This window comes from Siminovitchia sediminis (genome assembly GCF_042680885.1).
GTDB classification, from domain to species: Bacteria; Bacillota; Bacilli; order Bacillales; family Bacillaceae_C; genus Siminovitchia; species Siminovitchia sediminis.
In genome coordinates this window covers 80,417-102,592 of sequence record NZ_JBHUEO010000121.1, presented here as the reverse complement: position 1 = coordinate 102,592, position 22,176 = coordinate 80,417, and the positions used below count along the sequence as shown (strand labels likewise).

The 22,176-nt window shown below is 42.4% G+C and carries 22 protein-coding genes; 7 read left to right on the top strand and 15 right to left on the bottom strand.

Annotated features, from left to right (window positions below; genetic code table 11):
• The first annotated feature begins 595 nt into the window (after nucleotides 1–595).
• Both ACFSCZ_RS19695 and ACFSCZ_RS19690 read left to right on the top strand, forming a co-directional pair.
• A complete protein-coding gene (locus ACFSCZ_RS19695) occupies nucleotides 596–985 on the top strand; it encodes a sporulation protein (protein WP_380776757.1) in 390 nt (129 codons plus the stop codon).
• A gap of 37 nt (nucleotides 986–1,022) precedes the next feature.
• Entirely contained in the window at nucleotides 1,023–1,307 is a 285-nt protein-coding gene (locus ACFSCZ_RS19690) for a YkvA family protein (RefSeq protein WP_380776755.1), read from the top strand.
• A gap of 347 nt (nucleotides 1,308–1,654) precedes the next feature.
• On the opposite strand, the gene ACFSCZ_RS19685 is transcribed toward ACFSCZ_RS19690, so the two are convergent.
• On the bottom strand, nucleotides 1,655–2,482 hold the full coding sequence (locus ACFSCZ_RS19685) for a serine/threonine protein kinase (protein WP_380776753.1): 828 nt from the start codon (nucleotides 2,480–2,482) through the stop codon (nucleotides 1,655–1,657).
• Between the two features lie 649 nt (nucleotides 2,483–3,131).
• Here ACFSCZ_RS19685 and ACFSCZ_RS19680 point away from each other — a divergent pair.
• Nucleotides 3,132–3,737 (top strand): DedA family protein, encoded by a 606-nt coding sequence (locus tag ACFSCZ_RS19680; RefSeq protein ID WP_380776751.1) that lies wholly within the window; start codon nucleotides 3,132–3,134, stop codon nucleotides 3,735–3,737.
• Between the two features lie 521 nt (nucleotides 3,738–4,258).
• Here the strand turns inward: ACFSCZ_RS19680 and ACFSCZ_RS19675 are convergent.
• Nucleotides 4,259–6,181, bottom strand: coding sequence for an SEC-C metal-binding domain-containing protein (locus tag ACFSCZ_RS19675; protein WP_380776750.1), 1,923 nt, complete (start codon nucleotides 6,179–6,181; stop codon nucleotides 4,259–4,261).
• A gap of 250 nt (nucleotides 6,182–6,431) precedes the next feature.
• Here ACFSCZ_RS19675 and ACFSCZ_RS19670 point away from each other — a divergent pair, with 250 nt between their 5' ends.
• Nucleotides 6,432–7,214 (top strand): TIGR00266 family protein, encoded by a 783-nt coding sequence (locus ACFSCZ_RS19670; RefSeq protein ID WP_380776748.1) that lies wholly within the window; start codon nucleotides 6,432–6,434, stop codon nucleotides 7,212–7,214.
• A 432-nt stretch (nucleotides 7,215–7,646) separates the two neighbouring features.
• A complete protein-coding gene (locus ACFSCZ_RS19665) occupies nucleotides 7,647–8,588 on the top strand; it encodes an alpha/beta hydrolase (RefSeq protein WP_380776746.1) in 942 nt (313 codons plus the stop codon).
• 317 nt (nucleotides 8,589–8,905) lie between these two features.
• Here the strand turns inward: ACFSCZ_RS19665 and ACFSCZ_RS19660 are convergent, their stop codons facing one another.
• Together ACFSCZ_RS19660 and ACFSCZ_RS19655 are read right to left on the bottom strand one after the other, a co-directional pair.
• On the bottom strand, nucleotides 8,906–8,986 hold the full coding sequence (locus ACFSCZ_RS19660; RefSeq protein WP_380776848.1) for a putative holin-like toxin: 81 nt from the start codon (nucleotides 8,984–8,986) through the stop codon (nucleotides 8,906–8,908).
• A gap of 677 nt (nucleotides 8,987–9,663) precedes the next feature.
• Nucleotides 9,664–10,107 (bottom strand): GNAT family N-acetyltransferase, encoded by a 444-nt coding sequence (locus tag ACFSCZ_RS19655; RefSeq protein WP_380776744.1) that lies wholly within the window; start codon nucleotides 10,105–10,107, stop codon nucleotides 9,664–9,666.
• Nucleotides 10,108–10,217: 110 nt separating this feature from the next.
• Between ACFSCZ_RS19655 and pdxR the strand changes: the two genes are divergently transcribed.
• Both pdxR and ACFSCZ_RS19645 read left to right on the top strand, forming a co-directional pair.
• A complete protein-coding gene (gene pdxR / locus ACFSCZ_RS19650; protein ID WP_380776743.1) occupies nucleotides 10,218–11,630 on the top strand; it encodes a MocR-like pyridoxine biosynthesis transcription factor PdxR in 1,413 nt (470 codons plus the stop codon).
• A gap of 64 nt (nucleotides 11,631–11,694) precedes the next feature.
• Nucleotides 11,695–12,435, top strand: a complete 741-nt coding sequence (locus ACFSCZ_RS19645; protein WP_380776742.1) for a MerR family transcriptional regulator — start codon at nucleotides 11,695–11,697, stop codon at nucleotides 12,433–12,435.
• A gap of 33 nt (nucleotides 12,436–12,468) precedes the next feature.
• On the opposite strand, the gene ACFSCZ_RS19640 is transcribed toward ACFSCZ_RS19645, so the two are convergent.
• From ACFSCZ_RS19640 to ACFSCZ_RS19590, 11 genes are all read right to left on the bottom strand, one after another.
• Entirely contained in the window at nucleotides 12,469–13,185 is a 717-nt protein-coding gene (locus tag ACFSCZ_RS19640; protein WP_380776741.1) for a hypothetical protein, read from the bottom strand.
• A complete protein-coding gene (locus ACFSCZ_RS19635; RefSeq protein WP_380776740.1) occupies nucleotides 13,185–13,937 on the bottom strand; it encodes a hypothetical protein in 753 nt (250 codons plus the stop codon). The genes ACFSCZ_RS19640 and ACFSCZ_RS19635 overlap by 1 nt, the downstream gene beginning before the upstream one ends.
• Entirely contained in the window at nucleotides 13,909–14,820 is a 912-nt protein-coding gene (locus tag ACFSCZ_RS19630) for an ABC transporter ATP-binding protein (RefSeq protein ID WP_380776738.1), read from the bottom strand. Before ACFSCZ_RS19630 ends, ACFSCZ_RS19635 begins: the two co-directional genes overlap by 29 nt.
• On the bottom strand, nucleotides 14,817–15,200 hold the full coding sequence (locus ACFSCZ_RS19625) for a GntR family transcriptional regulator (RefSeq protein WP_380776736.1): 384 nt from the start codon (nucleotides 15,198–15,200) through the stop codon (nucleotides 14,817–14,819). Before ACFSCZ_RS19625 ends, ACFSCZ_RS19630 begins: the two co-directional genes overlap by 4 nt.
• Nucleotides 15,201–15,831: 631 nt before the next feature.
• Nucleotides 15,832–16,125, bottom strand: coding sequence for a hypothetical protein (locus tag ACFSCZ_RS19620; protein ID WP_380776734.1), 294 nt, complete (start codon nucleotides 16,123–16,125; stop codon nucleotides 15,832–15,834).
• Nucleotides 16,126–16,296: 171 nt separating this feature from the next.
• A complete protein-coding gene (locus ACFSCZ_RS19615) occupies nucleotides 16,297–16,899 on the bottom strand; it encodes a hypothetical protein (protein WP_380776732.1) in 603 nt (200 codons plus the stop codon).
• Between the two features lie 304 nt (nucleotides 16,900–17,203).
• Complete coding sequence (locus ACFSCZ_RS19610; protein ID WP_380776730.1) at nucleotides 17,204–17,995, bottom strand: ABC transporter ATP-binding protein; 792 nt, start codon at nucleotides 17,993–17,995, stop codon at nucleotides 17,204–17,206.
• Nucleotides 17,996–18,007: 12 nt separating this feature from the next.
• The gene (locus ACFSCZ_RS19605) at nucleotides 18,008–18,772 is read right to left on the bottom strand and encodes an ABC transporter permease (RefSeq protein WP_380776728.1); all 765 of its coding nucleotides are present in this window, start codon (nucleotides 18,770–18,772) and stop codon (nucleotides 18,008–18,010) included.
• 10 nt (nucleotides 18,773–18,782) lie between these two features.
• Nucleotides 18,783–19,784 carry an ABC transporter substrate-binding protein gene (locus ACFSCZ_RS19600; RefSeq protein WP_380776726.1) on the bottom strand — a complete coding sequence of 334 codons (1,002 nt, stop codon included), beginning with the start codon at nucleotides 19,782–19,784 and terminating at the stop codon, nucleotides 18,783–18,785.
• A 219-nt stretch (nucleotides 19,785–20,003) separates the two neighbouring features.
• Nucleotides 20,004–21,233, bottom strand: a complete 1,230-nt coding sequence (locus ACFSCZ_RS19595) for an ABC transporter permease (RefSeq protein ID WP_380776724.1) — start codon at nucleotides 21,231–21,233, stop codon at nucleotides 20,004–20,006.
• The gene (locus tag ACFSCZ_RS19590; RefSeq protein ID WP_380776722.1) at nucleotides 21,226–22,167 is read right to left on the bottom strand and encodes an ABC transporter ATP-binding protein; all 942 of its coding nucleotides are present in this window, start codon (nucleotides 22,165–22,167) and stop codon (nucleotides 21,226–21,228) included. The genes ACFSCZ_RS19595 and ACFSCZ_RS19590 overlap by 8 nt, the downstream gene beginning before the upstream one ends.
• Between the last annotated feature and the right edge of the window lie 9 nt (nucleotides 22,168–22,176).

The following is a 22,176-nucleotide window of genomic DNA, read 5'->3' as shown; positions in this document are numbered from 1 at the left end:
GAAACTGCATAAAACAAATATAGGATAAATTGCACTGAAATTCTGTCACACCGGTCACCCCACCCTCCCTGCTTAGAGTAAAGTACTTAGGAAAGGCACCATTTCTCTTTTCTATACGGTCTTTCCCAATATAGTGATAAGAGGAATGGTTATTTGGCGCCATCATGATAAGTTGACATATGATTAAAGATTATTTATGATTAGCTTATAAAGTTGAATAGTTCTCTTCTCCTAAAGGGGAGTAGCTTTTATAACAAAGTCGTCATTACAGAGTTTACTCTCGGCTTTGTTAGCAACATATAGTTGTTAGCGAGACCTTTACCCGGTGGTAAAGGTCTCTTTTGTATATCGGAAAACCTTTGCCACATATCTGGTAAAGGTTTTTTTGCTGTAATGGGTCCTGCCGAATTCTACGGATCAAAAACGCAGTTATCCTCCCCCGGGCAAAAAAACTATAAGACTTTAGTAACACGAAGGAGGTGACATGACCACCATTAAAAAAGGGGCCTTGTATAGTAAAGAATTTCTTAATGATAAGAAATAATGAAACGATTGAGCAATTGATTCTTAAACTACAAGTACAGGAGGATGTTAATTGCTGCTGAGGAAATACATGTCTATGATTGGAATTGGCTCTGCGACGATAGATCTAATGCTTCCCAAGCAAACTTATCGTGCAGGTGAATATATCAAAGGAACCTTCTTGATCAAAGGCGGAATTATTGACCAAAAAGCTAAACGTATTGAATGTGATCTGATCATGGTCCATTCATCGACAGGCGAAGAAAAAACAATGAACACATTAACGATTTTAACATCGAGAGTGATTCAGGCAGAAGAGATTCACAACCTGTCATTTTCCTTTAAAATACCGTCTTCTGTACCCGCTTCGACAAAAGAAAGATCTTACCGTTTTGAAACAAAGCTTTTCTTTACTGAAGGGGTCACAAGCAAAGACCAAGATGCCATTTACATCGTTCAATGACAGGTTTTTTTACTGAAAGCCAGAAAGAGGGATTCTGTTGTTCAAGTATCTTAAAAGAATGAAATTCATGTTAAAATTTTGGAAATTCCTCCCTTTCTTAATCCAATTTTTTACATCAAAAGATGTACAGTTATATAAAAAAGCGCTGGGAGTCTTACTCATACTCGCATATGCCTTCTTTCCTTTCGATATGATTCCGGATTATCTGGCCTTCCTTGGAATCATAGATGATGTCGTCATCGCAGGTTTTGTTCTGGAAAGAATGATAAAAATGGCTCCGCCATCCCTTAAAGAAAAATATAACCTCATAGAAAACGTATAATCACGAAACAACAGGGTATGATGATATGAACTTATCAACGGGTTGATACGGGGAACATGTATTTTTTCCCTTTTCCTGTGTTTCAACGGGTTAAGAAATAGGTGCTATGCGAAACATACCGGATGGTTGTCAAAAGAGGATGTTCATCACGAATTATTGCCAACATCAAAAAGTGAAAAGAGGTAAAATATGCTTAAAAAAATATTGAAACAATTAAAGAATATGTCCCTGGACAGCAGCGCGAGGAGATATAAACATGATCGCCGAGGCAGCAGCAGTCACCGGCGTAATAAACGATCACCCATGAATGGAAGTAACTACTACAAACGAAAGGGCCGAAGCAGCAGCTAAACTTCCTCTGAATGGATGTACTTTTGCTGCTTTAAGAGTGCTGCCTGAAGATCGGTTGAAATTTCACTAACATTGGAGTAAGGTTCATCTATTTGCAGGAGTCTTTTTAGCAAAAATACGGTTTCCACCTCTAAAGAAAGTTCTTCTGTCCAAGGAAGAGCTTTCTTGCCTTTGGGTGAGTAGGTCGTATAAAGCAAATATAAAAGTATGTCCCCCAAATCATAGTAGTCCTGTCGTCTCATCTCCAATAGTTCATTATCAGATAGAGAACCGGAGAATGGGTGGACAAGATCCGCTGAAATTGGGCTCTTTGCCAACCCAAAGTCGATCAAAAAAATCTCGCTGTTTTGGAGTATAATGTTTGGAATTCGGAGATCTTGATGGTAAATATTATGTTTGTGAAGAAAATCAATAAATTCGAGCAGCTGGGAAAGGATAAGCAGGGACTCTTTCTCATTAAACTTTTTTTTGCCACTAAAAATTTGATCTTCAAGATTTTCACCTTCAATGAAGCCCATGACATAAAACAAATGTCCGTTATGCGCGAAAGTCTCATATACGATTGGTATCCTTTGGTGGTTCAGTCTTTGCAATACAGAAATTTCATTCTCAAACATCTCTACCACTTTTTTGTCTCGGCGCTTACTTGGACGCAGCTGTTTGACTACCCTATTCTCCTCCGATTTCAACTCTTTACAAAGATATACGATCCCATAGCTTCCGGTTCCTATCACTTTCAAAACCTCATAATGATCGTTTAACACTTCTCCATTTCCAATAGGTTTGTCTACAAATAATTGAAAAACTTTTCTTATTGTACGCAAAGTTGAAATCCTCCAATTTTCCCATGGCTGCAACAGTTCCAACACCATTATCGTTTAATTGAATGTACGTATCTCCAAGCAAGTCTTCCCTTCTCATATTAGTTGCATCTCTATTATAAAAAGCTTATTGTTATTAATTGAGGTTAATTAGAAACAGTCATTCCATACATACTCACATGTATATATTATTATAAAATGAGAAAGTTCTAATCTTATTGCCGAAAGCAAAGGTCTATAAAAAAATAACAGACCTTCACCGACCGCCGGCAATAGACAATGCTGACAAGGCCAGAGACTCTTAGCCCGAAATGAGATACTCCTCTTTCGAGGATATAACTTTTTTATAATACTATGATTTTATCATTAAAACAGGACCCATCAAAAGTAGTATATACTGGTGAGGAATTCGTTAGTAAAATAAATACACTGGTCCCGCATGGATAAATGATTGATTGCAACAACGGAGTAACAGTGCTTAAAGGGGAAATATAAAGTTGTGAGAGCAGTAAACAACATTTACATATCTGCAGAACATGCTAAAGGTAGACAGGAATACCTGTGGCAATAGTAAATAAAGCGGGAGCTCCTTGAATAAAGGATCTGCTGGTTCAAACAAACATGCTTAATGAATCAAAAACAGGGGGAACATATGGAAAATTGGTTAATGGATATTATCAGCGAGTTCGGTTACATGGGGATTTTGTTTCTCATTGCGTTAGAGAACATATTTCCGCCTATACCCTCTGAAGTCATATTAACATTCGGAGGTTTTATGACAACTGCATCGAACCTTAGTTTTTTTGGCGTTGTACTTTCTGCAACAGCGGGTTCACTGATTGGAGCCATCGTTCTATATATCATTGGTTTACAACTTGATGTAGAAAGGTTAGAGAAGATTATAGGCAGATGGGGACATATTCTTCGCCTTACCGTTAACGACATTCACAAAGCGGATGCCTGGTTCGATAAATACGGTCCTTGGACAGTCTTCTTTTGCCGCTTTATACCTTTAATCCGCAGTTTAATCTCTATTCCGGCCGGTATGTCCAATATGAATGTCGGATTATTTCTATTACTTACAACATTAGGTACATTAATTTGGAATATTGTACTTGTCTATTTAGGTTCTTTAGTCGGGGCTTCTTGGGAAGTCATTGTGAATTATTTGGATATTTACTCAAAAGTGATGTACGTCATTTTGTTTTTGCTTGGGGTTGTACTATTATTTATATTTTTCAAGAAAAGAAGGAAATGATCACTCAATCGGTAATCCTTTGCGTTGGAGCTGAACAGAAACCTTTCAGTTGACTCCATTGTAAAGGATTTTTTGTTGTCCATTCGTTTATACAATATAAGTGATTTACTGCAATTAATTATGTATTGTCTCAATGAGCCTTATCATACTCAAGATAGTCAATGACCTTTTGTGATGTCAAATACTGGACTATGATTGGATTATGGCAGCCCTAATTGTAAAACAATGTATACCGGAAATATCTTGGAAAGAATCTATTCCAGCTTTAGTAGAGAAGCAAAAGAGGCATTCCCCCTATGAGAATGCCTGTAAAAAAATTATTCAGATAACTTGGAATTGAAGTGGGTTCCGGCCGGCTCAGTAATTAATCAGGGCAGGATGTTTAATCTTTCAGTAAAACAGACTTACAGTACATATCTTGACAACTTGGCAGCCGTATAGGACCCAGATCCTAACCTGAAGAAGGTTTTTTAACTAGAAACAACGTTAAAACCCCCGATTATTAGGAATACCACCTTTTCTTAGTCTTCTCCATTCATCCACTCAATCAGATTATCAGGCCACAAATACCCCGATTCAATCACATAGATTTGTGCCTCTTCTTTACTGCCATTGCTATAATTTATGGGGGCACTGGAAGGAAGCCGCTTTTTGCCGGTTAAGTAATCAACGACATGACGATTGGTCTTCTTCGCCCTTTCATACAGTTCTTTCAGATTCCCCGAAGGGCCGTTGAGCAAGTATTCGAGCAGCAATTCATTATAGGACCAGCTTGCGATGCCGAATTCTTCGTATTTCTTTAATATAGAACACGCATTTTGATATTCTTCAAGTTCTATATAAAGGTTAAACAGCTGATATCGGACTCCCAGATTATCCTGCTCGTTCAATTCCAGTATCTCTTCATATTGTTTTTTGGCTTCTTCCAATTCGTCCGTCAATTCCAGTGCTGCAGCATAGTTATATTTAGCCCTCATAAAGGGACGGGTCTCCACAAATCCCCAGAAATGCCCTTTCATCTCCTCAAAAAAATCTGCACCCAACTCTTTTTCCCCGATCAACATTCCACGCTCAAAATAATGTAAGGCTTCCTTTATATTAGGTGTTTCTTCACCCAATATAATGTAGGCATCGACACAAGTCTTATCGATATTCAGCGCCTGCTCCGCAAGCTCACGCCGCTTTCTTCCACTTGAGGCCATCGTTGCTTCGTAAACAAGATTTTGTGCTTGATCTTTTTCTGATTCGTCTATAGTGTCTGGCCCCCCAGAGTTTATCAGTTCACTAACAAATGCATTCCGTTCTTCATCTGATGCAAAATTCTGTTCCTCCAAGACCTTTGTCAAAGCAGCCATCTCCTTTTCCATCAATCCAGGATGAAAAGGGATTTCTTTTTCTGCAGCCAACCGTTCTGCAAACTCTTGACCTATTTCCAGAATGCTATGGAGCGGATCTTCCATTTTTCCTAAAGCCTTCCGAATGGAACTAACACTCACCTCATACATTTCTGCCAACTCATTCTGGGTATAATCATTATGCAAAGGGAAATTCTGGGACATAAAGTAATGAAGACCTGCGGCATATACATCCGGCTTCCTCAATCTGGGTTCCTTTTGCAGACAATAAGTGTTCCACAGCGTGACGGACAAGTCCGCCAGTGTCTCCGCTTCCCCCTCCAAATCAACAAACACCTCTTCAAAAATTTCTGCAACGTCCTTATATAGCGGATCTGTCCAGATCATTTCAGGTTCATCCTTAAAAAAGGCTTTTATTAAGGACGGAAATATCTCTATCATGAATTCCCTATGATCTTCGAATTTACTATTCTCAAAGGCTTTCTTTACATGCAGATCAAAGTATCCAGCCATCTCTTCCGAAAAGTCAAGAAAAGTTAAAAGATAAGTTTCAAAGGAACTGTATGGAAGCAAAAATCCAAGGAGATAATTCCCTTCTTCTAATTCAGGCCACTCTTCATCAAGTTTGACTTTCTTCTTTTGCCCAGTAAAATAATCTTCAACTTCCAGCCATTCCGCATCTATTAAACGAACAACCCTTGATAATGAGGGCGGCGTGCCTGCCCACTTTTTCAACAAGGAAAAAGCGGCAGGACGTACTTCTCCCCTCTTCTTTTCTATAAACCATTCAGCTGCAGCCTTAGAACCAAAGTCTTCATGAAAAATCATCCACATGATTAAAAATACGCTTGCGAGCTTATGGTCTTCCTCGGGTAGATCGTCCAGATGTAAGGTAAAGGTCATACGGTCCAATGTTTTAAAAAACCTTTCCGGATGATTGCTGTCAAAATCATGCATCAGCTCTTCACGCAAGACATTAAGCTCCCGGTTGATCATCTGCCCGAAAGAAATGATATTATTATTCATACAGCACCTCTTATACTTCTTGCCGCTTCCGCATGGACAAGGATGGTTCCTTTCAACATTCATACCCCTCTCGTTCATTTATCGGTTATTTTTACCAATCTAAATCTTGATGGTCCACGGCCTTTGTTCCGTCACCATACCATTTTGAAACACGGTCAAAAGTAATCAATAGCGTCCACCCTTTGTGCCGTTCATTACGTAGCGTTATTGTCGGAATTGAAATGGCAAAAATCAAATCATGTGTTTTTTTAAAAAATTTTTGAATCCAATGACCTATAAATTCGTATCTATATTTAGAAGGATGGTGGATAAAATGAATAATCATGAAATTGACTATCAAATATTTGGCGATGACATGCAATTTGTAGAGGTAGAATTGGATCCGGGCGAAACAGTCGTGGCTGAGGCCGGCAGCCTGATGATGATGGACGACCATATCCATATGGAAACAATCTTTGGTGACGGCTCATCCCGGGGAGGCCTTGTGGATAAATTGCTGGGAGCCGGAAAACGTATGCTGACCGGAGAAAGCTTGTTCATGACAACCTTTACGAATGAAGGCAGCGGAAAAAAGCATGTCTCATTTGCTTCCCCTTATCCAGGTAAAATCATCCCCATGGACTTAAGCGAGTTAAACGGACGAATCATATGTCAAAAGGATGCCTTCCTGGCTGCAGCTAAAGGGGTCTCCGTTGGAATAGAGTTCCAGCGTAAAATTGGAGCAGGATTTTTCGGCGGGGAAGGATTCATCATGCAGAAGCTCGAAGGCGACGGAATGGCCTTTGTTCACGCAGGAGGAACGATACATAAAAAGACACTGCAACCGGGTGAAGTATTGAAAATCGATACTGGCTGTCTCGTAGCGATGACAGGAGATGTCGACTACAATATCGAATTTGTCCGCGGTGTAAAAACGGCATTGTTCGGTGGCGAAGGACTTTTCTTTGCTACTTTGCGCGGACCAGGCACTGTCTGGGTACAGTCCTTGCCGTTCAGCAGGCTGGCCAGCCGGGTCTTTGCTGCGATGCCGGCGAGCGGAGGCTCCAAAGATGAAGGCGGAATCGGCGGACTGTTTAATATGTTCAGCGATCGATAATAAATCGTTATTTGTGTCATCCGGGCAGGTCCTTGGGTGGAGTGGATTTACAGTAGTAAGGGAATTTTTTCCCGTTACGTCGATAAGGAAACAATTGACCAGATCAAGGTCGGTAACTTATAAAATGCAGACTTTATCTGGTTTTCTCCTGAGAGAGGAAACAAATTGCTGGGATGCGTTACCGTTTAAGCGGGTTCTCTTTTGATAAGGGAACGATTCGAGCCAGATGCATTACCATTTGGGCGGGATCTCTTCTGATACGAGAACGCTTTGCACCAATGAATTTACCTACATAAGGAACAAATACTTTCTCCCGCTCAGAAAAGTGTCTTAACAATGTTCTTTTTAAGAAACAGTTGAGCAAAAAAAGGAATGAAGGCTGCTGCAGTTCAGCCTCTTTTGACAGGCTGTACCAAGCCTGAGAGGAGGAATATGAAGAAAGCTGGAATATTTCTAATCTCCCTGGTTGGGGTCTTGGTCCTGGTGTTTACGAGCAGTTTTGTGTATCACCGTATACAATTATCCAAAGAAAAGAATTTGTTTGTACCCAATGGTCAGATGGTTGAAGTGAACGGAGAACAACTTCATGTGTACGTGGAAGGGAACGGGAAGGATACGCTTGTCTTTCTTTCAGGAGGAGGCACAAGCTCGCCTGTACTGGATTTTAAGACTCTGTATTCCCAGTTGAGCGATCGGTATCAGATTGCTGTCGTGGAAAAATTCGGCTATGGATTCAGCGATATTACCGATTCGTCACGGAATATTGACGTGATTTTATCCGAAACAAGAGAGGCCTTGGCCAAAGCAGGTGTTAAAGCACCCTACGTATTAATGCCCCATTCCATGTCCGGCATCGAAGCATTGTATTGGGCGAGACTGTATCCCAACGAGGTAAAAGCCATTATTGGATTAGATATGGCGGTCCCCGAAACTTATGATCACTATAAGGTCAACTTGCCCCTTATTCATTTGAGTGCGTTCGCTGCCCACATAGGGATCCCTAGATGGATACCCAGTCTTGCAACGAATGATGCGATCAAGCATGGAAATCTTACAGAGGAAGAAAAAGAACTGTACCGAGCGGTTCTTTACCGTCGAACACTTACGAAAACCATGGTCAATGAAGTGTCCCTGGTCGAATCAAATGCAAAAAGAGTCCAGGAAACAAAGTCTGCTGATGTACCCATTTTATTATTTTCTTCTAATGGTGATGGGACCGGCATGGATCAAAATGAATGGATAAACATCCAAAGAGAATTTGTGGATAAAGCAAATAACCGCAAATTGATCAAGCTGGATTGCTCCCATTCGATTCATAATCTGAAATATGATCGTATCGCCAAAAAATCAGCGGAATTTATCGATAGCCTGTAATCATTGAGCTTGCGGGGCGCAGGCTCATGATTTTTTTACTCGGTCCAGCCGCTGCTTAGTTCACCGGACAAAAAAACAGTGATGGAGGCACTTCTGAATTTTACCCTTCTCCTGATGGAGTTGGGCAAAATGAGGTTTTAGCCTTCAAGGTATTTTCACAATGGATGTCTTGGGGTATAATATAATGAGGAGCATCATAAGATCAGAAGGATCGTTCCGGTGCTCGGAACACCGAAACGATCCACAATAGCAGGTCCCTGCCGGGGATCAGCACATAGTGTACTAAAGCCGCCTGGAGGGTTCACTCAAGGGCGGCTTTAGTTTTGTTTAAATGACAGAATGGCCACAATCAACACAGCAAAACCGATCATGGACGTAATCGATTCGTATACTGTCATGGCACCACCTCCCTCCTTACGAGAAGTGTGCACCGACCGCCCTTGAGAAACCTGTTCTATTGTTTCTCTATTATACCATTTTTTTAGTAAATGCGAACATATGTTTTCACTTTGTTACTTTAGAACGAGAAGATGATGAATACATCCAGCCATCTGCTAGTGATTGCCGGTACCGGGAGGTGATCCGGTGCAATCCAAAGCGTATCGACTGCAGGAATGAACAAACTCGTTCTTCAAACTGGGGGCTGTCACTTCTAATACACTTATTTTTTAATTATGAAAACGGAGTGCAGCCACGAAGAGACCTCTAGCATGCGATGCTTAAAGTTCCCAGTCTTTGCCTGGATCCATTCAGCCGGCAAGCATCTTTGCAATGTAAAAGAAAGGAAATTATAAAAAGCAGGATGGACATGCGAAGGCTTTACACTTGGAGGCAGGGCAGCTGTACCGGCTTAAAATGGCCTTCTCAAAGGAGTTAACGTCCGTCCCGGACAGACTCCTGTACCGGCAAGTCAAGTCTGGATCCGTCATCAAAATGGAACACCCACTGGCGTACCCATGAAGGAGATAATAGAATCCATCCAAACGATAAACTCCTCCATATTGTAGGAGTCATCGAGCAGTAGGACATACAACTTAAGGCTGCCAGATCTTTTTACAGTCTGGCAGCCTCTTTGCTAGATGGTATAATTCAGCCAATCCCCTTGAATTCCGCCCATTTTTTCATAAAAACGCTGGGCCCGGAAATTATCAGTTGCCGTAATCCATGACATATGAGCATAGTCATTTTCCTTTGAATAGCTTTCACATGCTTTGAACAGCTCTTGCGCTGACCCCTTTCCTCTCTCTTCCTCGATAACATACAGATCATTCATCACGGTAATTTGATCCGCCTTGGTTGTACTATATGTAAAATAGAGTGTTGCAAAGCCCGTCAGCTTGCCCTCTTTTTCGGCTACAAATTGAATCCCTTCCTTTTGTTCGAGCAGCCTGTCAATCAAACTTTGGACTTTTTCAATCGGTGGTCTCGGCCTTTGATAAAAATCCACGATATATTCATACATTAACTCGGTTAACTCTTTTTTATCTTCTTTTACAGCTGTTCTGACTTTTACAGACATCGTCATTCCTCCATTCCTTTTTGTTACTTAAAAGGTTATAGTAAAACTGTACACCTTAAAAGATACAGTTTTATAAAATTTAACCAGTACAGATAAGAGGTGGAGATGGTATGGACATATGCCCCCGGTTGGAGAGTCAATCGCAAGTCCCCTTGTATTTGCAGCTTTATCAGTATTTTAAGGAAGGCATACAGACAGGAGACATTCCGGCCTTTAAACGTTTGCCATCCATCCGCGAATTGGCGAATGATCTACACATAAGCAAAACAACCATTCAAATGGCTTATCAGCAGCTTTTGGCGGAAGGGTATATAGAAAGCAGAGAAAGAAGCGGTTATTTTGTTGTGGAAATTGAAAGGGACCCATTTGGAGATTTTCCTAATGTGCCGCGGCCTTCCGCAGATGACATGAGCCACACTCTCACCAGTGAATGTCTGATTGATTTTTATTTATCCGGCATAGATACCGCTTATTTTCCTATTCAAAAATGGAAAGCATGTGTTAATCAAAGCTTAAGCGAAGAGATACTTACTTATGGTGACAAGCAAGGAGAGCCGGCCCTCCGACTGGAGATCAGCCAATACCTTCGCCGTTCCCGTGCGGTAAATTGTACAGCGGATCAAATTGTTATCGGTTCAGGTACACAGACTGTCATGAAATTGTTATCCCAGTTAATAGGACTCAACGGGCAAAAGATTGCCATGGAAGACCCGGGATACGGTGGTGTACATCATGTATTCCAAGGACTTGGATTCGAGGTTGTGCCCGTAAAGTTGGAAGATGATGGAATTCATTTAGAGGAATTGGAAACAAGCGGAGCAGAGATCGTTTACATTACTCCCTCTCACCAATATCCGCTAGGTATGGTGATGCCGATATCAAAACGGGTACAGCTTCTGCGATGGGCGGAAGAAAATGGAGGGCTTATCATAGAAGATGATTATGACGGCGAGTTTCGCTATCACGGGAAACCCATCCCCTCCCTGCAGGGGCTGGATGCCCACGGACACGTCGTTTATGCCGGGACATTTTCAAAATCCCTCATGCCGGCTATCCGAATGAGCTATCTGGTGCTGCCTGAATCACTATTGAAAGTGTATCGGGAAAATATCAGCCAATATGATCAAACTGCTTCCCGGCTGCACCAGGCAGCCTTGCAACTGTTTATGGAGAACGGAGAGTGGGAACGGCATATTCGTAGAATGAGAAAGATCTATCAAAAGAAACACGACCTCCTGCTTGAAACGATTAAATCCGTAATCGGTGATCATGCAAAAATTACCGGGCAAAACGCCGGGCTGCACATTGCCATTCAAGTGAACAGCGAAAAAAGCGCCGATGAACTCGTTTCTATTGCCGGGCAGTCAGGAGTAAAAGTGTATAGCACCAGTGCCCAATGGATATCAAAACAGAAAGATGACTCCTCTGTCATTTTACTTGGATTTGGAGGGTTATCAGAGAAACAGATTGTGGAAGGAGTAGAAATTTTACATGAGGTGTGGCAGCCATTTTATAAAAAATGAACGTGAACGGTTGACTCTCACGTTACGTCATATCCTATGCTTAATGCAAAGGGAGGCGCACTGAATGAAAGTAAAGGAAGTAGCAAAGTTGACAGGGATCAGCATCCGGACGCTCCATCATTATGATGATATCGGTTTACTCTCGCCCAAGCGGAAAAACGGATCAGGCTACAGGGAATATTCAGATGGTGACTTGGAAACCTTGCAACAAATCCTGTTTTTCAAAGAGCTGGGCTTCCCTTTGAAGAAAATTAAAGACGTGTTGAACAGTCCGTCATTCGACCGGCGGGAGGCGTTGAAGCTCCAGAAAAAAATGTTGCTGGAAAAGCGTGCGCGGCTCGACCGAATGATCGGGCTCATTGATCAAACGATTCAGCACGCCGAAGGAGAGATTCAGATGACAAACAAGGAGAAGTTCGAAGGCTTTGATTTCAGCCACAACCCCTATGAACAAGAAGCGCGTGAACGTTGGGGAGATCAAGCATTCGACCAGTCGAATGCCAAGCTGGCGGGAATGTCGGAAGATCAACAAAAGGCTTTAGGGGTCGAAATGAACGGCATCTATAGAACATTGGCAGATTTGCGCCACGGTTCTTCAGCCTCCGAGGAATCGCAATCCGCTATCAAAGCTTGGTATGACTTTTTAAACACTCATTTTGGAACCTATTCACTTGATGCTTTTAAAGGGCTGGGGCAAATGTATGTGGCAGACGAAAGATTTACGAAAAACATTGATCGGTTTGGCGAAGGGCTGGCACAGTTTATGAGTGAAGCCATGGCTATTTTTGCCGATCAAAATAAATAGAGGGTCCGGCAAGAAATGGACCCTCTTTCATAACTATACCTGTTCCTCCACATCTACATAATTAATAGAGTCCTTCATGGTTCCCTCTTCGATTTTTAAGTCCTTGGGAATCTTCAGGTAAAGATAGTTCATGTCCCGAAATCCTGAAAATCCCGCACTGGGCTTCTGCTCTCCGTTAAATTGTGTGATCACAAATTCCTTTTCAAAGACTGTAAACTTGAAATTCTTATCGGCCCACGTACCTTTTAGATATAGGATATCCTTCTCCAAATTCACATCATAAGGCCGATACTCTTCTGTAAAGTCAATGCCGCCTATAATGGTGCTCGCATAAAAGGTGCCTTCCACCAGGTGGTCATTCTTATCTTTTCTGTCCACAATAATCAGCCCATTGAACCAATCTTCCCCCTTCTGAATGTGAAGCTCATTTCCTGTGTATTCCCATTCCCATGTATGGAGGATATACTTGGGATCAATGTCTTCGGTTTTTCCGCTGAAAATTGCTTGGTCCAAACGCATGGTCTCATCTTCGAATTGCTCTTCAGCCTGAGAACGAACAAAGACATTTTCACTTTTTGGGAGTACCTCAAACGTAAATACTGATGCAACGAGTACAAGGCCGTAAACAATGAATAGGACTTTGACCAAGCTTTTATTTTTCAAAAGATGCTGGATGCCCATACTCCCCTTAATGCCCCAAACCAGAAGGCCTGCTATACCCAACAGCAATAAAAAACCAGTAGCAGCCATCAGTTTCTGACCTCCATTCGATTCGACAAAAACACCGCTGCCGTAAAGGATATAGCGGATAAAACGAGTATTTTGATTACAAAGGTGACTAGGGATGGCTCCGAAAAAATAAAATCAAAGAGGCGTTTGCCCATTTCTCCCTCATTGCGGATTCCAAAGAAAATACCCAGGCCGATAGCCACAGCGGGGAGCAGAAAGATGAATACACTATGGAGCTGTACGATTATCCCGGCCAAATAACCCAACGAAGCAAAGAGGATCATGTATAAAATCACCGCTGTCATTCCCATAAAGAATTCCGCTGGCGCTTCCATCAGGCTGTTCCCTGTACCATAGACAATATCTCCGAAAAAGAAAGTGATGACTTTAAGCAAAAAACCGCTGAGGACCGCCGATGCCCCACCGATCAGGCTTGCTGTCAGCAGAAAAAGAATGTTCGCCATATTTGAGCTTAAACGATTCGCTACAAATGTGAAATCATCATATCTGAAAGCCTTCGTTGTGATCAATACACTTGTTATGAAGATCCATATGATCGTAAAAATGATAATCATATCTGCAGAAAAATATGAAACTGTAATACTGACACCTGTACTGGTTCCGGTACCAACCGAGTAGACACCGCTCAGTGAAAACAAAATACTGATCAGTTGGATCCCCACCATTGATGTAAAAACTCCTAAAAAGGCTCTCAACTTAAATTCATACTGTCTTTTTACAATGTCAGACAAGCTCATGTCGATGAAAGACATTGTCAATTCCCCCCTCGCCCCTGTTTGTCAAATAGACACACACATCACTGGCAGACACAGAAGCCGACTCAATCCCATCCTGCCGCATTTGCTGAAGCTGATCTGGGGAAAAGTCGTTTTTCATCACAATATACGCACGGCCGGGACCAGCTTCATTTTCGTGAATGATTTCCATCCCTTCGGTCCATTTCCGCAAGGAAGATATTTTTCCTGTTAAGCCGACTGCCCACTCCTTCAGCTCAGAAACCGGCAAGTGCAGCCGAACTTTTCCGTCATTGATCAACAGAACGTCTTCCAGAACATCTTCAATTTCATTTAAATGATGGCTGGAAACAATGATGGTACGGGGATAGGCAATATACTCCTTCAGTAGTGCCCTATAAAAATCCTTTCGGACTGCTGCATCCATCCCCGTTGTCGGTTCATCGAAGATCGTAAGAGGACAGCGGGAGGCGAGCCCCAGAATCATATTAAACGTGCTTTTCATTCCTTTGGATAACTGGCCATGATAAGCTCGGGGATCGAACGAAAAGTAGTCAAATAGACGGTTGGCAAGCTCTTCATCCCACTTTTCATAGAAACGTCCCGCCTCTTTCAATATTTCTTGCAGTGTCAAAGCAGCCGGCATGCTCATTTCATCATCTATGAAAATACTATTTGCCGATACTCGCAAGCTGTTAAAAGGATTTCCAGAAAAAACCTTCACCTCCCCTGAAGTGGGACGAATGAACCCTGCAATCAGCTTCAGCAGGGTGGTTTTTCCTGCTCCATTCCGGCCTACAAGTCCAATCATCTTATTTTCTTTAATCGATAAGGAAAGCTGATTCAGCGCCTGAAGCCTTCCGTATCTTTTCGAAAGATCCGTACACTCGATGACACTCATTTTCCATCACTCCCCAGATGTGTATTGACCTCTTTCAGCATATCGATCAAATCTGACTCGGAAACATGTAATCTCCTTGCCTCCCACACCAGTTCTTGAACCAATCCCCGTAACGTTTCATTCTTCCGTTTGCTGATCACTCTTTCCTTTGCTCCTTCTGCAACAAACATACCGAGCCCCCGTTTTTTATATAAAATTCCTTGATCTGCCAATACATTCAGCCCTTTAGCGGCGGTTGCCGGATTGATATTAAACAGATCCGCCAGCTGATATTGGGAATGCACTTTATCATGTACGTTAAAACGTCCGCCGATCATCTCATTCTCCAGCCATTCCGCAATCTGAAGATAAATCGGCTTCGAATCATTCAGTTGGATCAACCTACACATCCCCTCTCCGGATGGGTGCATTACTGTTGTAATGTAGTATATATTATTTCATTAAAAGCAGCAAGGGAAAAAACGGAAAATGTTTGTGCAATTCCCTTCTGGGACAGGCCAGCCTCTCTTATGGTAAAAAAAAAATCGATAACCTCTATGAGCCATCGATTTTTGTTTAATCAAATGTTTAATTAATAGTAAACTTGCCTGAGATATAAGTTATCGGACGTATTCCCAATTCCTCTATTTTTCCAATCAAACATTTGAATAATAATACGGAGGCTTTTTACCCTATGGGATTGGACAGTCATGCCGTTTCGGCTCATATCTCATAGGACATGGAACCCACACCTGTTTCTTCTCTTTATCTCCATGTCTCGGTAAACGTTGCAAGATATTCTTTATTCCCTGAGTTGAACCGCTTGCTGTTGTCTAATCTTAAATTCTTGTAACTCCCCTTGACACCGATCCGAACTGGAAATAAACCAATGGACATCATGCTCCTTTGTAAAAGGCGCCATGTCCGAGAAGATATACTCCAGAACGCCCCATGACACTATATATAGAAAAATGGGTATCCATACTTCGCTCAGTTGTCCTGGATCAATAGCAAAGGAGGTACTCCTTAATTCTACTTTTCTTCGGTAATGACCGTTGCATTGTAAATAATGATGCGTTTTCCATCTAAATCAAACAATATCTTATTTCCATACTCCGTATCCTGAATATCAATTTTCCCTTCATACTGTTCAATCAGTTGGCCGTCTTCGCTGTAAACTTTGACAACCCGTTCCATCCCTCCGGTCGTATCAGATATCACATTTTTCACTGCTCTCTGGCCGGAGGCTGTGTTGAAATACCAAATAATACTTCCGGCTGCCAGGACAATAAATAACAAAGATCCGATCATACCTGCTCTTTTCATGGAATCTCCCCCTCGTATGATCCTTTTTACGGATATAATATAGAAAAGGTTTCGTTAACCAATGGTTTGATTGGGGAGAGGGCTTCCTTGATTGATCAACATATATTGGCAGCAGTGCTGGATAACCATACTTTTAACCAAACGTTTGATTGAATACACTATTGTATAGCTCTATTCATTTCCGGCAAAAAATCCGCTTCCTAGCAAATAATTTCTGACAACGTCTGGATCACCATCAAAAGCATCCGTGACATCCCATTCCCGGTCAATTTCCGCCTGATTCAGATGGTAGTCCAGGTCATGGACGATTCGATGCAGCCAGCGCAAAGACATGCTGTCCCGCTCATGAATAGCAACCTGCAGGAGCGTCTCAGCGTTCCTTATATCATTTTCAATTTTACTCGGTTCTACCGTCTCATATATTTCTTGTATATCCTCCTGCATCTGAGAGAAATTAAGAGAATCCCATTTAATATGTTCGGCATTTCCCCAGCCTAAAAGTTCATTATAAAATTCATGGACTTGTGCAATTTTACGCTTTCCTTCCTCCTCTTTTCCGGACTTCCAGACCACTGCCTGATCATAATTCTCGATATCGGGCACACCTGCCGCCGAAGGTTCTCCCTCTTGTGCTGTTTCGTCTGTTTCATCTGCAGGCTGCTCTACATCAGCATTGCCCGTTGCAGGTTGATTACTCGTATAAACATACAGACCGCCGCCGATCACTACCAAAGCAGCCACTGCAAAAAGAATGAGCGCCTTCTTTTTGTGCATAGTTATCCTCCTCAATTTTTCAAATATTTTCAAAGGTTGAATTATAATTATTATTGTACAACTCAACATTTTAACAGAGCTTTGGACTATTATGTGAGACTTGGCAAAATTGATAGAACAAAAAAACTGACAACTTTCGCCTTTTTTACTAAGGTTCTCATGACCAGCTTACCTTTCCATCTAATCAAACGGTTGGTTGGGAAAATAAAATTGAATAACTCCACACTTCTTCAGCCCATACAAGCAGCCCCCGTCTTTTTGATCATACGTTTGATTAAATAGAAAAAACCGCCCAACGGGCGGCTTATGCTTGCTTCGCAGCGGAGACATTTCGTTTCCCCTGCAACTCTATGATAATTTCACGTTTATATTCTATGAATTCGGTTGTCAGCTGCATATCCCATTCACGGGGACGCGGCAGTTCAACTTGAATCTCTTTAGCGATTCGGCCAGGCCTTGCCGACATGACGTAAATCCGGTCGGACAAATAAACGGCCTCGTCTACATCATGTGTGACAAACAGCACGCTGCATTTTTCTTCTTCCCACACGTGCAATAGCAGATCCTGCATTTCTTTCCTTGTCTGAGCATCCAGCGCACCGAACGGCTCATCCATCAAGAGCAGGCTTGGTTTGTACACAAGCGCCCTGGCAATGGCAACCCGCTGCTGCATTCCGCCGGACATTTGAGAAGGATAGTGATTTTCAAATCCTTCCAGCCCGACGAGTTTAAGAAAATGCATGGCCATTTCTTTCTTTTGCGACTTATTTAAGGATTTTTCCTTTTTCAAAGCAAACGCAACGTTTTCCCACGCATGAAGCCAGGGAAGCAGACTGTATTGCTGAAAAACAACCCCGCGGTCTCTTCCCGCTCCTGTAATAGGTTTGCCGTCTAATTCAAGCTCGCCTCCCGTTGATGTATCAAGACCTGCTACAAGGCGAAGAAAAGTTGACTTTCCACATCCGGAAGGCCCAAGCAGGGAGACAAATTCTCCCGTTTGAATGTTCATATGAACATCTTGGAGGGCAACCACTTCTTTTTTGTTGCTGATAAAAATTTTATTAATATCACTGGCCCTTAAACGAACTTCTCCCATGCTATCCCTCCATCATTCTTTTGCCTTGGCTGATTCCTTCCACGGGAATAAGCGGTGATATAACCATTTAAACAGCATATCCGTAAGGAGGCCGAGCAGACCGATCACCAGAATCCCTAAAATTATCCGGTCTGTCGCCAAATACCGCTGGGCCTGCATGATCCGAAATCCGAGGCCTTCAGAAGCAGCAACCAGTTCTGCGACAACTAGATAAGTCCAGGCCCATCCCCATGTTGTCCGGAATGTATCCATGATGCCCGGGAATGCCGCTCTGAACACGATGTCTTTAATAATTTCAAATTTCTTTAAACCGATCGTCATACCGACTTCAACGAGTGAGCGGTTTACTGATTTACAGTTGTCCGCAATCATGATGACTTCCTGGAAAAATACGCCCAGGAACAGAATAAAGAACTTTTGCGTGTCCGTTGTGCCGAACCACAGAATGGACAACGGGATAAAAGCTACGGCCGGCATATAACGGACCAGGCCGACTACCGGTTCCCAGACCGACTGCCACGCTCTGGATGTTCCCATCATGATGCCGATCGGCAAGGCAAATAGCGTAGATATCAAAAAGCCCATGAGAATCCTGTAAAAACTGACTCCGATATCTGTAAAGAAGATGCCTTCTTCGATTTCCTCTGCGGCCGCGCGCACCACGTCACTTGGCGATGGCAGGAAGAGGGGGTCCACATAGCCCCCGTACGTCACAATACTCCATATTCCAAAAATGAAAAAGATACTTAATGCTGATATGAGTGGATACCGCTTCATCTGAACCCACTTATTCCATATCAAGGATTTCGTCTACATTGATTTCTTTGTCCATGCTGCCGCCTTCCAGCATGAGCTTCTGAATGGTTTCTGCAGCCTCTTTCAGCTCACCGGAGCTGACTTTTTCCGCCTGCTCTTCACTGTTGTAAAACTTCAAGCCGCTTAAGATACCCGGCAGCTCACCTGCAGAAATGCCGCTTCCTTTTGCCACAATTTCGTTTCCTTCTTCATCATTGTCTCTCCAATATTGAAGGGCTTCGTCCCACACTGCGCGAAGTTTTTCTTTCACTTCCGGATTTTCTTCGAAGAACGAAGTTTTGGCTACAACAATGTCACTGATCAAGCCCGGTGAATTGGCGCCGGTATACAGTAAGTGCACCCCTTCTTCTTTTTTCTTATCAAGTACTTCATTGATATAAGGAGCATACGTTACTGCTGTTTTTACATCACCGGAGATCATGGAAAGACCTGCCTGATGCGCCGGCATAAATACGGTTTCCACATCTTCCAATGTCATGCCTTCTTCACTTAATGCCTGCTGCAGAAGCAATTCGGAAGTCGCTCCTTCTTCAAAAGCTATTCTTTGTCCTTTGAGATCATTAACGGACTGAATATCCTCCGTTGCTAATATGGCATCGGCCTCAAGGGATTCATCCATAAAGATAATCGCCTTCATATCCAGGTCCTGATTGGCCTTCATCCGAATCGTTGTGTGAGTCGCAAGGTTGGCAACGTCTACTTTGTCGGAGGCGAAAGCCGCGTTCATATCGGAATCCTGCTCAAAAGAAACCGTTTCTAAATTGATTCCGTGTTTCTCGTCAATCCCCATCTCTTCCGCAATCCAAAACGGTCCGTTTCCTACCCATGGCTGAACGGCCATTTTCACAGAGAGCGTTTCTTCAGAACCGTCTCCGCCCTCTTGTCCCTCTGCTCCTTCATTGGAGCTATTTGAGCAGCCGGCAGCGATGAGCATTAATATAGCCATGCTGATGGCAAACAATCTCAATTTCATTTTTCTTCCTCCCCTTTTTCACTCTACCATACTAAAGTATCATAACATAAAAAAGCCAGTCCGTCAGATATGCTCCGAACGCACTAGCCCTATTGTAAAACAATTCTTTTTATAAGGAAACCGCTTTTTACTGATAAAATTGTGGAATTTATGAACATGCTCAATTATTTCCCATTAAAGAGGACCTGCCGTTCTGCATCATTTCCTTTGCCTAAGCAACTATGTCCACAGCCATTTCCAAATTTCCTTTGGTGTTGCATTTTTCCCATACATTAAAATACCCACTTTAAAGACTTTGCCGGCCAATTTCATCATCACCCAAATACTTATAGCAAGAACTACAAGGGCTAGGATCAGTTCTATCCAAGGCCATTCATCCAGAATAGATAAGCGCATGAGCAGAACACCAGGTGCCGTAAAAGGAATAAAGGATGTAATTTTAGCAATTAACCCATTGGGATCATTAAAGACCGGGCTGATAAATAGCAACGGCAAGAAGGGCAGCATCATGACCATTCCCTGAAAATTGCTTGTGGCTGTCAGATCCTCAACAGTAGCTCCAATCCCTACAAAAATTGCCGCAAATAATAAGTATCCCGCCAACGAGATGAGCAGCAACAATAGTAGTTCAGGAACAAGTAAATATGTTAAAAGCGGTATATCAAATTTCCAAATGAATAACGGAATTGCAACGGCTATCCAGACAGTGACCTGTATGATCCCGAGTATAAAATAACCGACAATTTTTCCTTGCATTAAGTCACCCGGGGATACGGAGGACAAGATAATTTCCGCTACTTTTTCTTTCTTTTCCTGGGAAGCTGATGTAAAGATCATCATTCCTGTCATGACGATGGAAAATAAAATGACGCCGGCAAATATCCCGGGCACTGCCCTTTCCAGCGGGTCACCTGCCGTACTGTCCTTATCTCTTTTTTCACTGCCTGACTTTTCGATAACAGGCTCCAGAGATATTCCCTGATCCATGACAAGTTTTTGTTCCTCCGTTAAACCGATCTGTTCCATTTGCAGCTGTCTGAGTGGCACTTCAAGCAAGTTGGCTTCAAGCAAAAAATCTTTGTCCATATCGGCGCTCATATACACGGGAACTTTCCCCTGTTCTAACGATTGTTCAGTTAAAGGAATAAACACTGTCTTTTTGGTTTTGCTCAACTCACTGCGTACCGAGGCTTCATTGTCAGTCTTTTCTATATCCCAATTCAGTTCGTGACTGGAGACGAGTTCTTGAATGTGGCTCCACAGATTTAGCTCATCAAGTACATAAACCTTTACGGAGTTATTGTTCGGTTCTGAATCGGAATTGAAAAAAGACGGGACCAGAAAGAACACCAAAAATATCAAAGGAGTCATTAACAGAGAAATAATAAAAGATTTATTTGTTACATTTCGTTTAATTTCCCACTTGGCCACTTTCATACTTTTACCCACGTTCTCTACCTCCCTCGAACGTGCCATTCCCGGCATGACGGCCTGTTGCCACATCTATAAAAATTTCATGAAGGGAAATCCGGTCAATGGTAAGTTCCGAAACATTCATTTCATCTGGCAGTCGTTTCAGCCAGCTTGGGATATGCACATCCTGCGCCAAGTATAGGATCGATGTATCTCCATTTGTTTCTACCCTCTGTACACTCGGGACCTGTTCAAGAAGAGCTGCATCATTCCGGCCTTTAACGGTGCATTTGAAATTAGCGTATTTATTTTTGACCTCCTCAAGGGTTCCGTCAATGACTTTGGTCCCCTGGTGAATCATAAACAGCCGATCGCACACTTCTTCCACCATGTTCATTTGGTGAGAGGATAGTAAAATAGCCGTCCCCTGATCAGCAAGTTCTGTGATTTCTTGTTTAAAAACTTCCTGGCTGACAGGATCCAGCCCTGAAAATGGCTCATCCAGTATAAGGAGATCCGGCTCATGAATCACCGCACCGATAAATTGTACCTTTTGCCCCATCCCCTTGGATAATTCCTCAATTGATGCCTTTTCTTTTCCTTCCAGTTTAAACTTTTCAAGATACTCCAGAGCCCTTCTCCTTGCTTTTCTCAATGGATAATCCTTTAGCTCTGCCAGATACAAAATCATTTCCATGACCTTTACATTTTTATACAATCCGCGCTCTTCCGGAAGGTAACCGATTGTATGGCGTGGAATTTCTCCCAAAGGATGATGATGAAACTTTACGAATCCCTCATCCGGATACATAATTCCCATAATATTGCGGATCGTGGTAGACTTCCCTGCTCCGTTCGGCCCCAAAATCGCCATAATTTCACCTTTCCTTACCTCAAAGGAAATGTCTTGAATAATTCGGTTGTGTTTAAAGGTTTTTCCCAAACCTTCTACCGTTAAAATTGTCTGCATCGTGCTCAC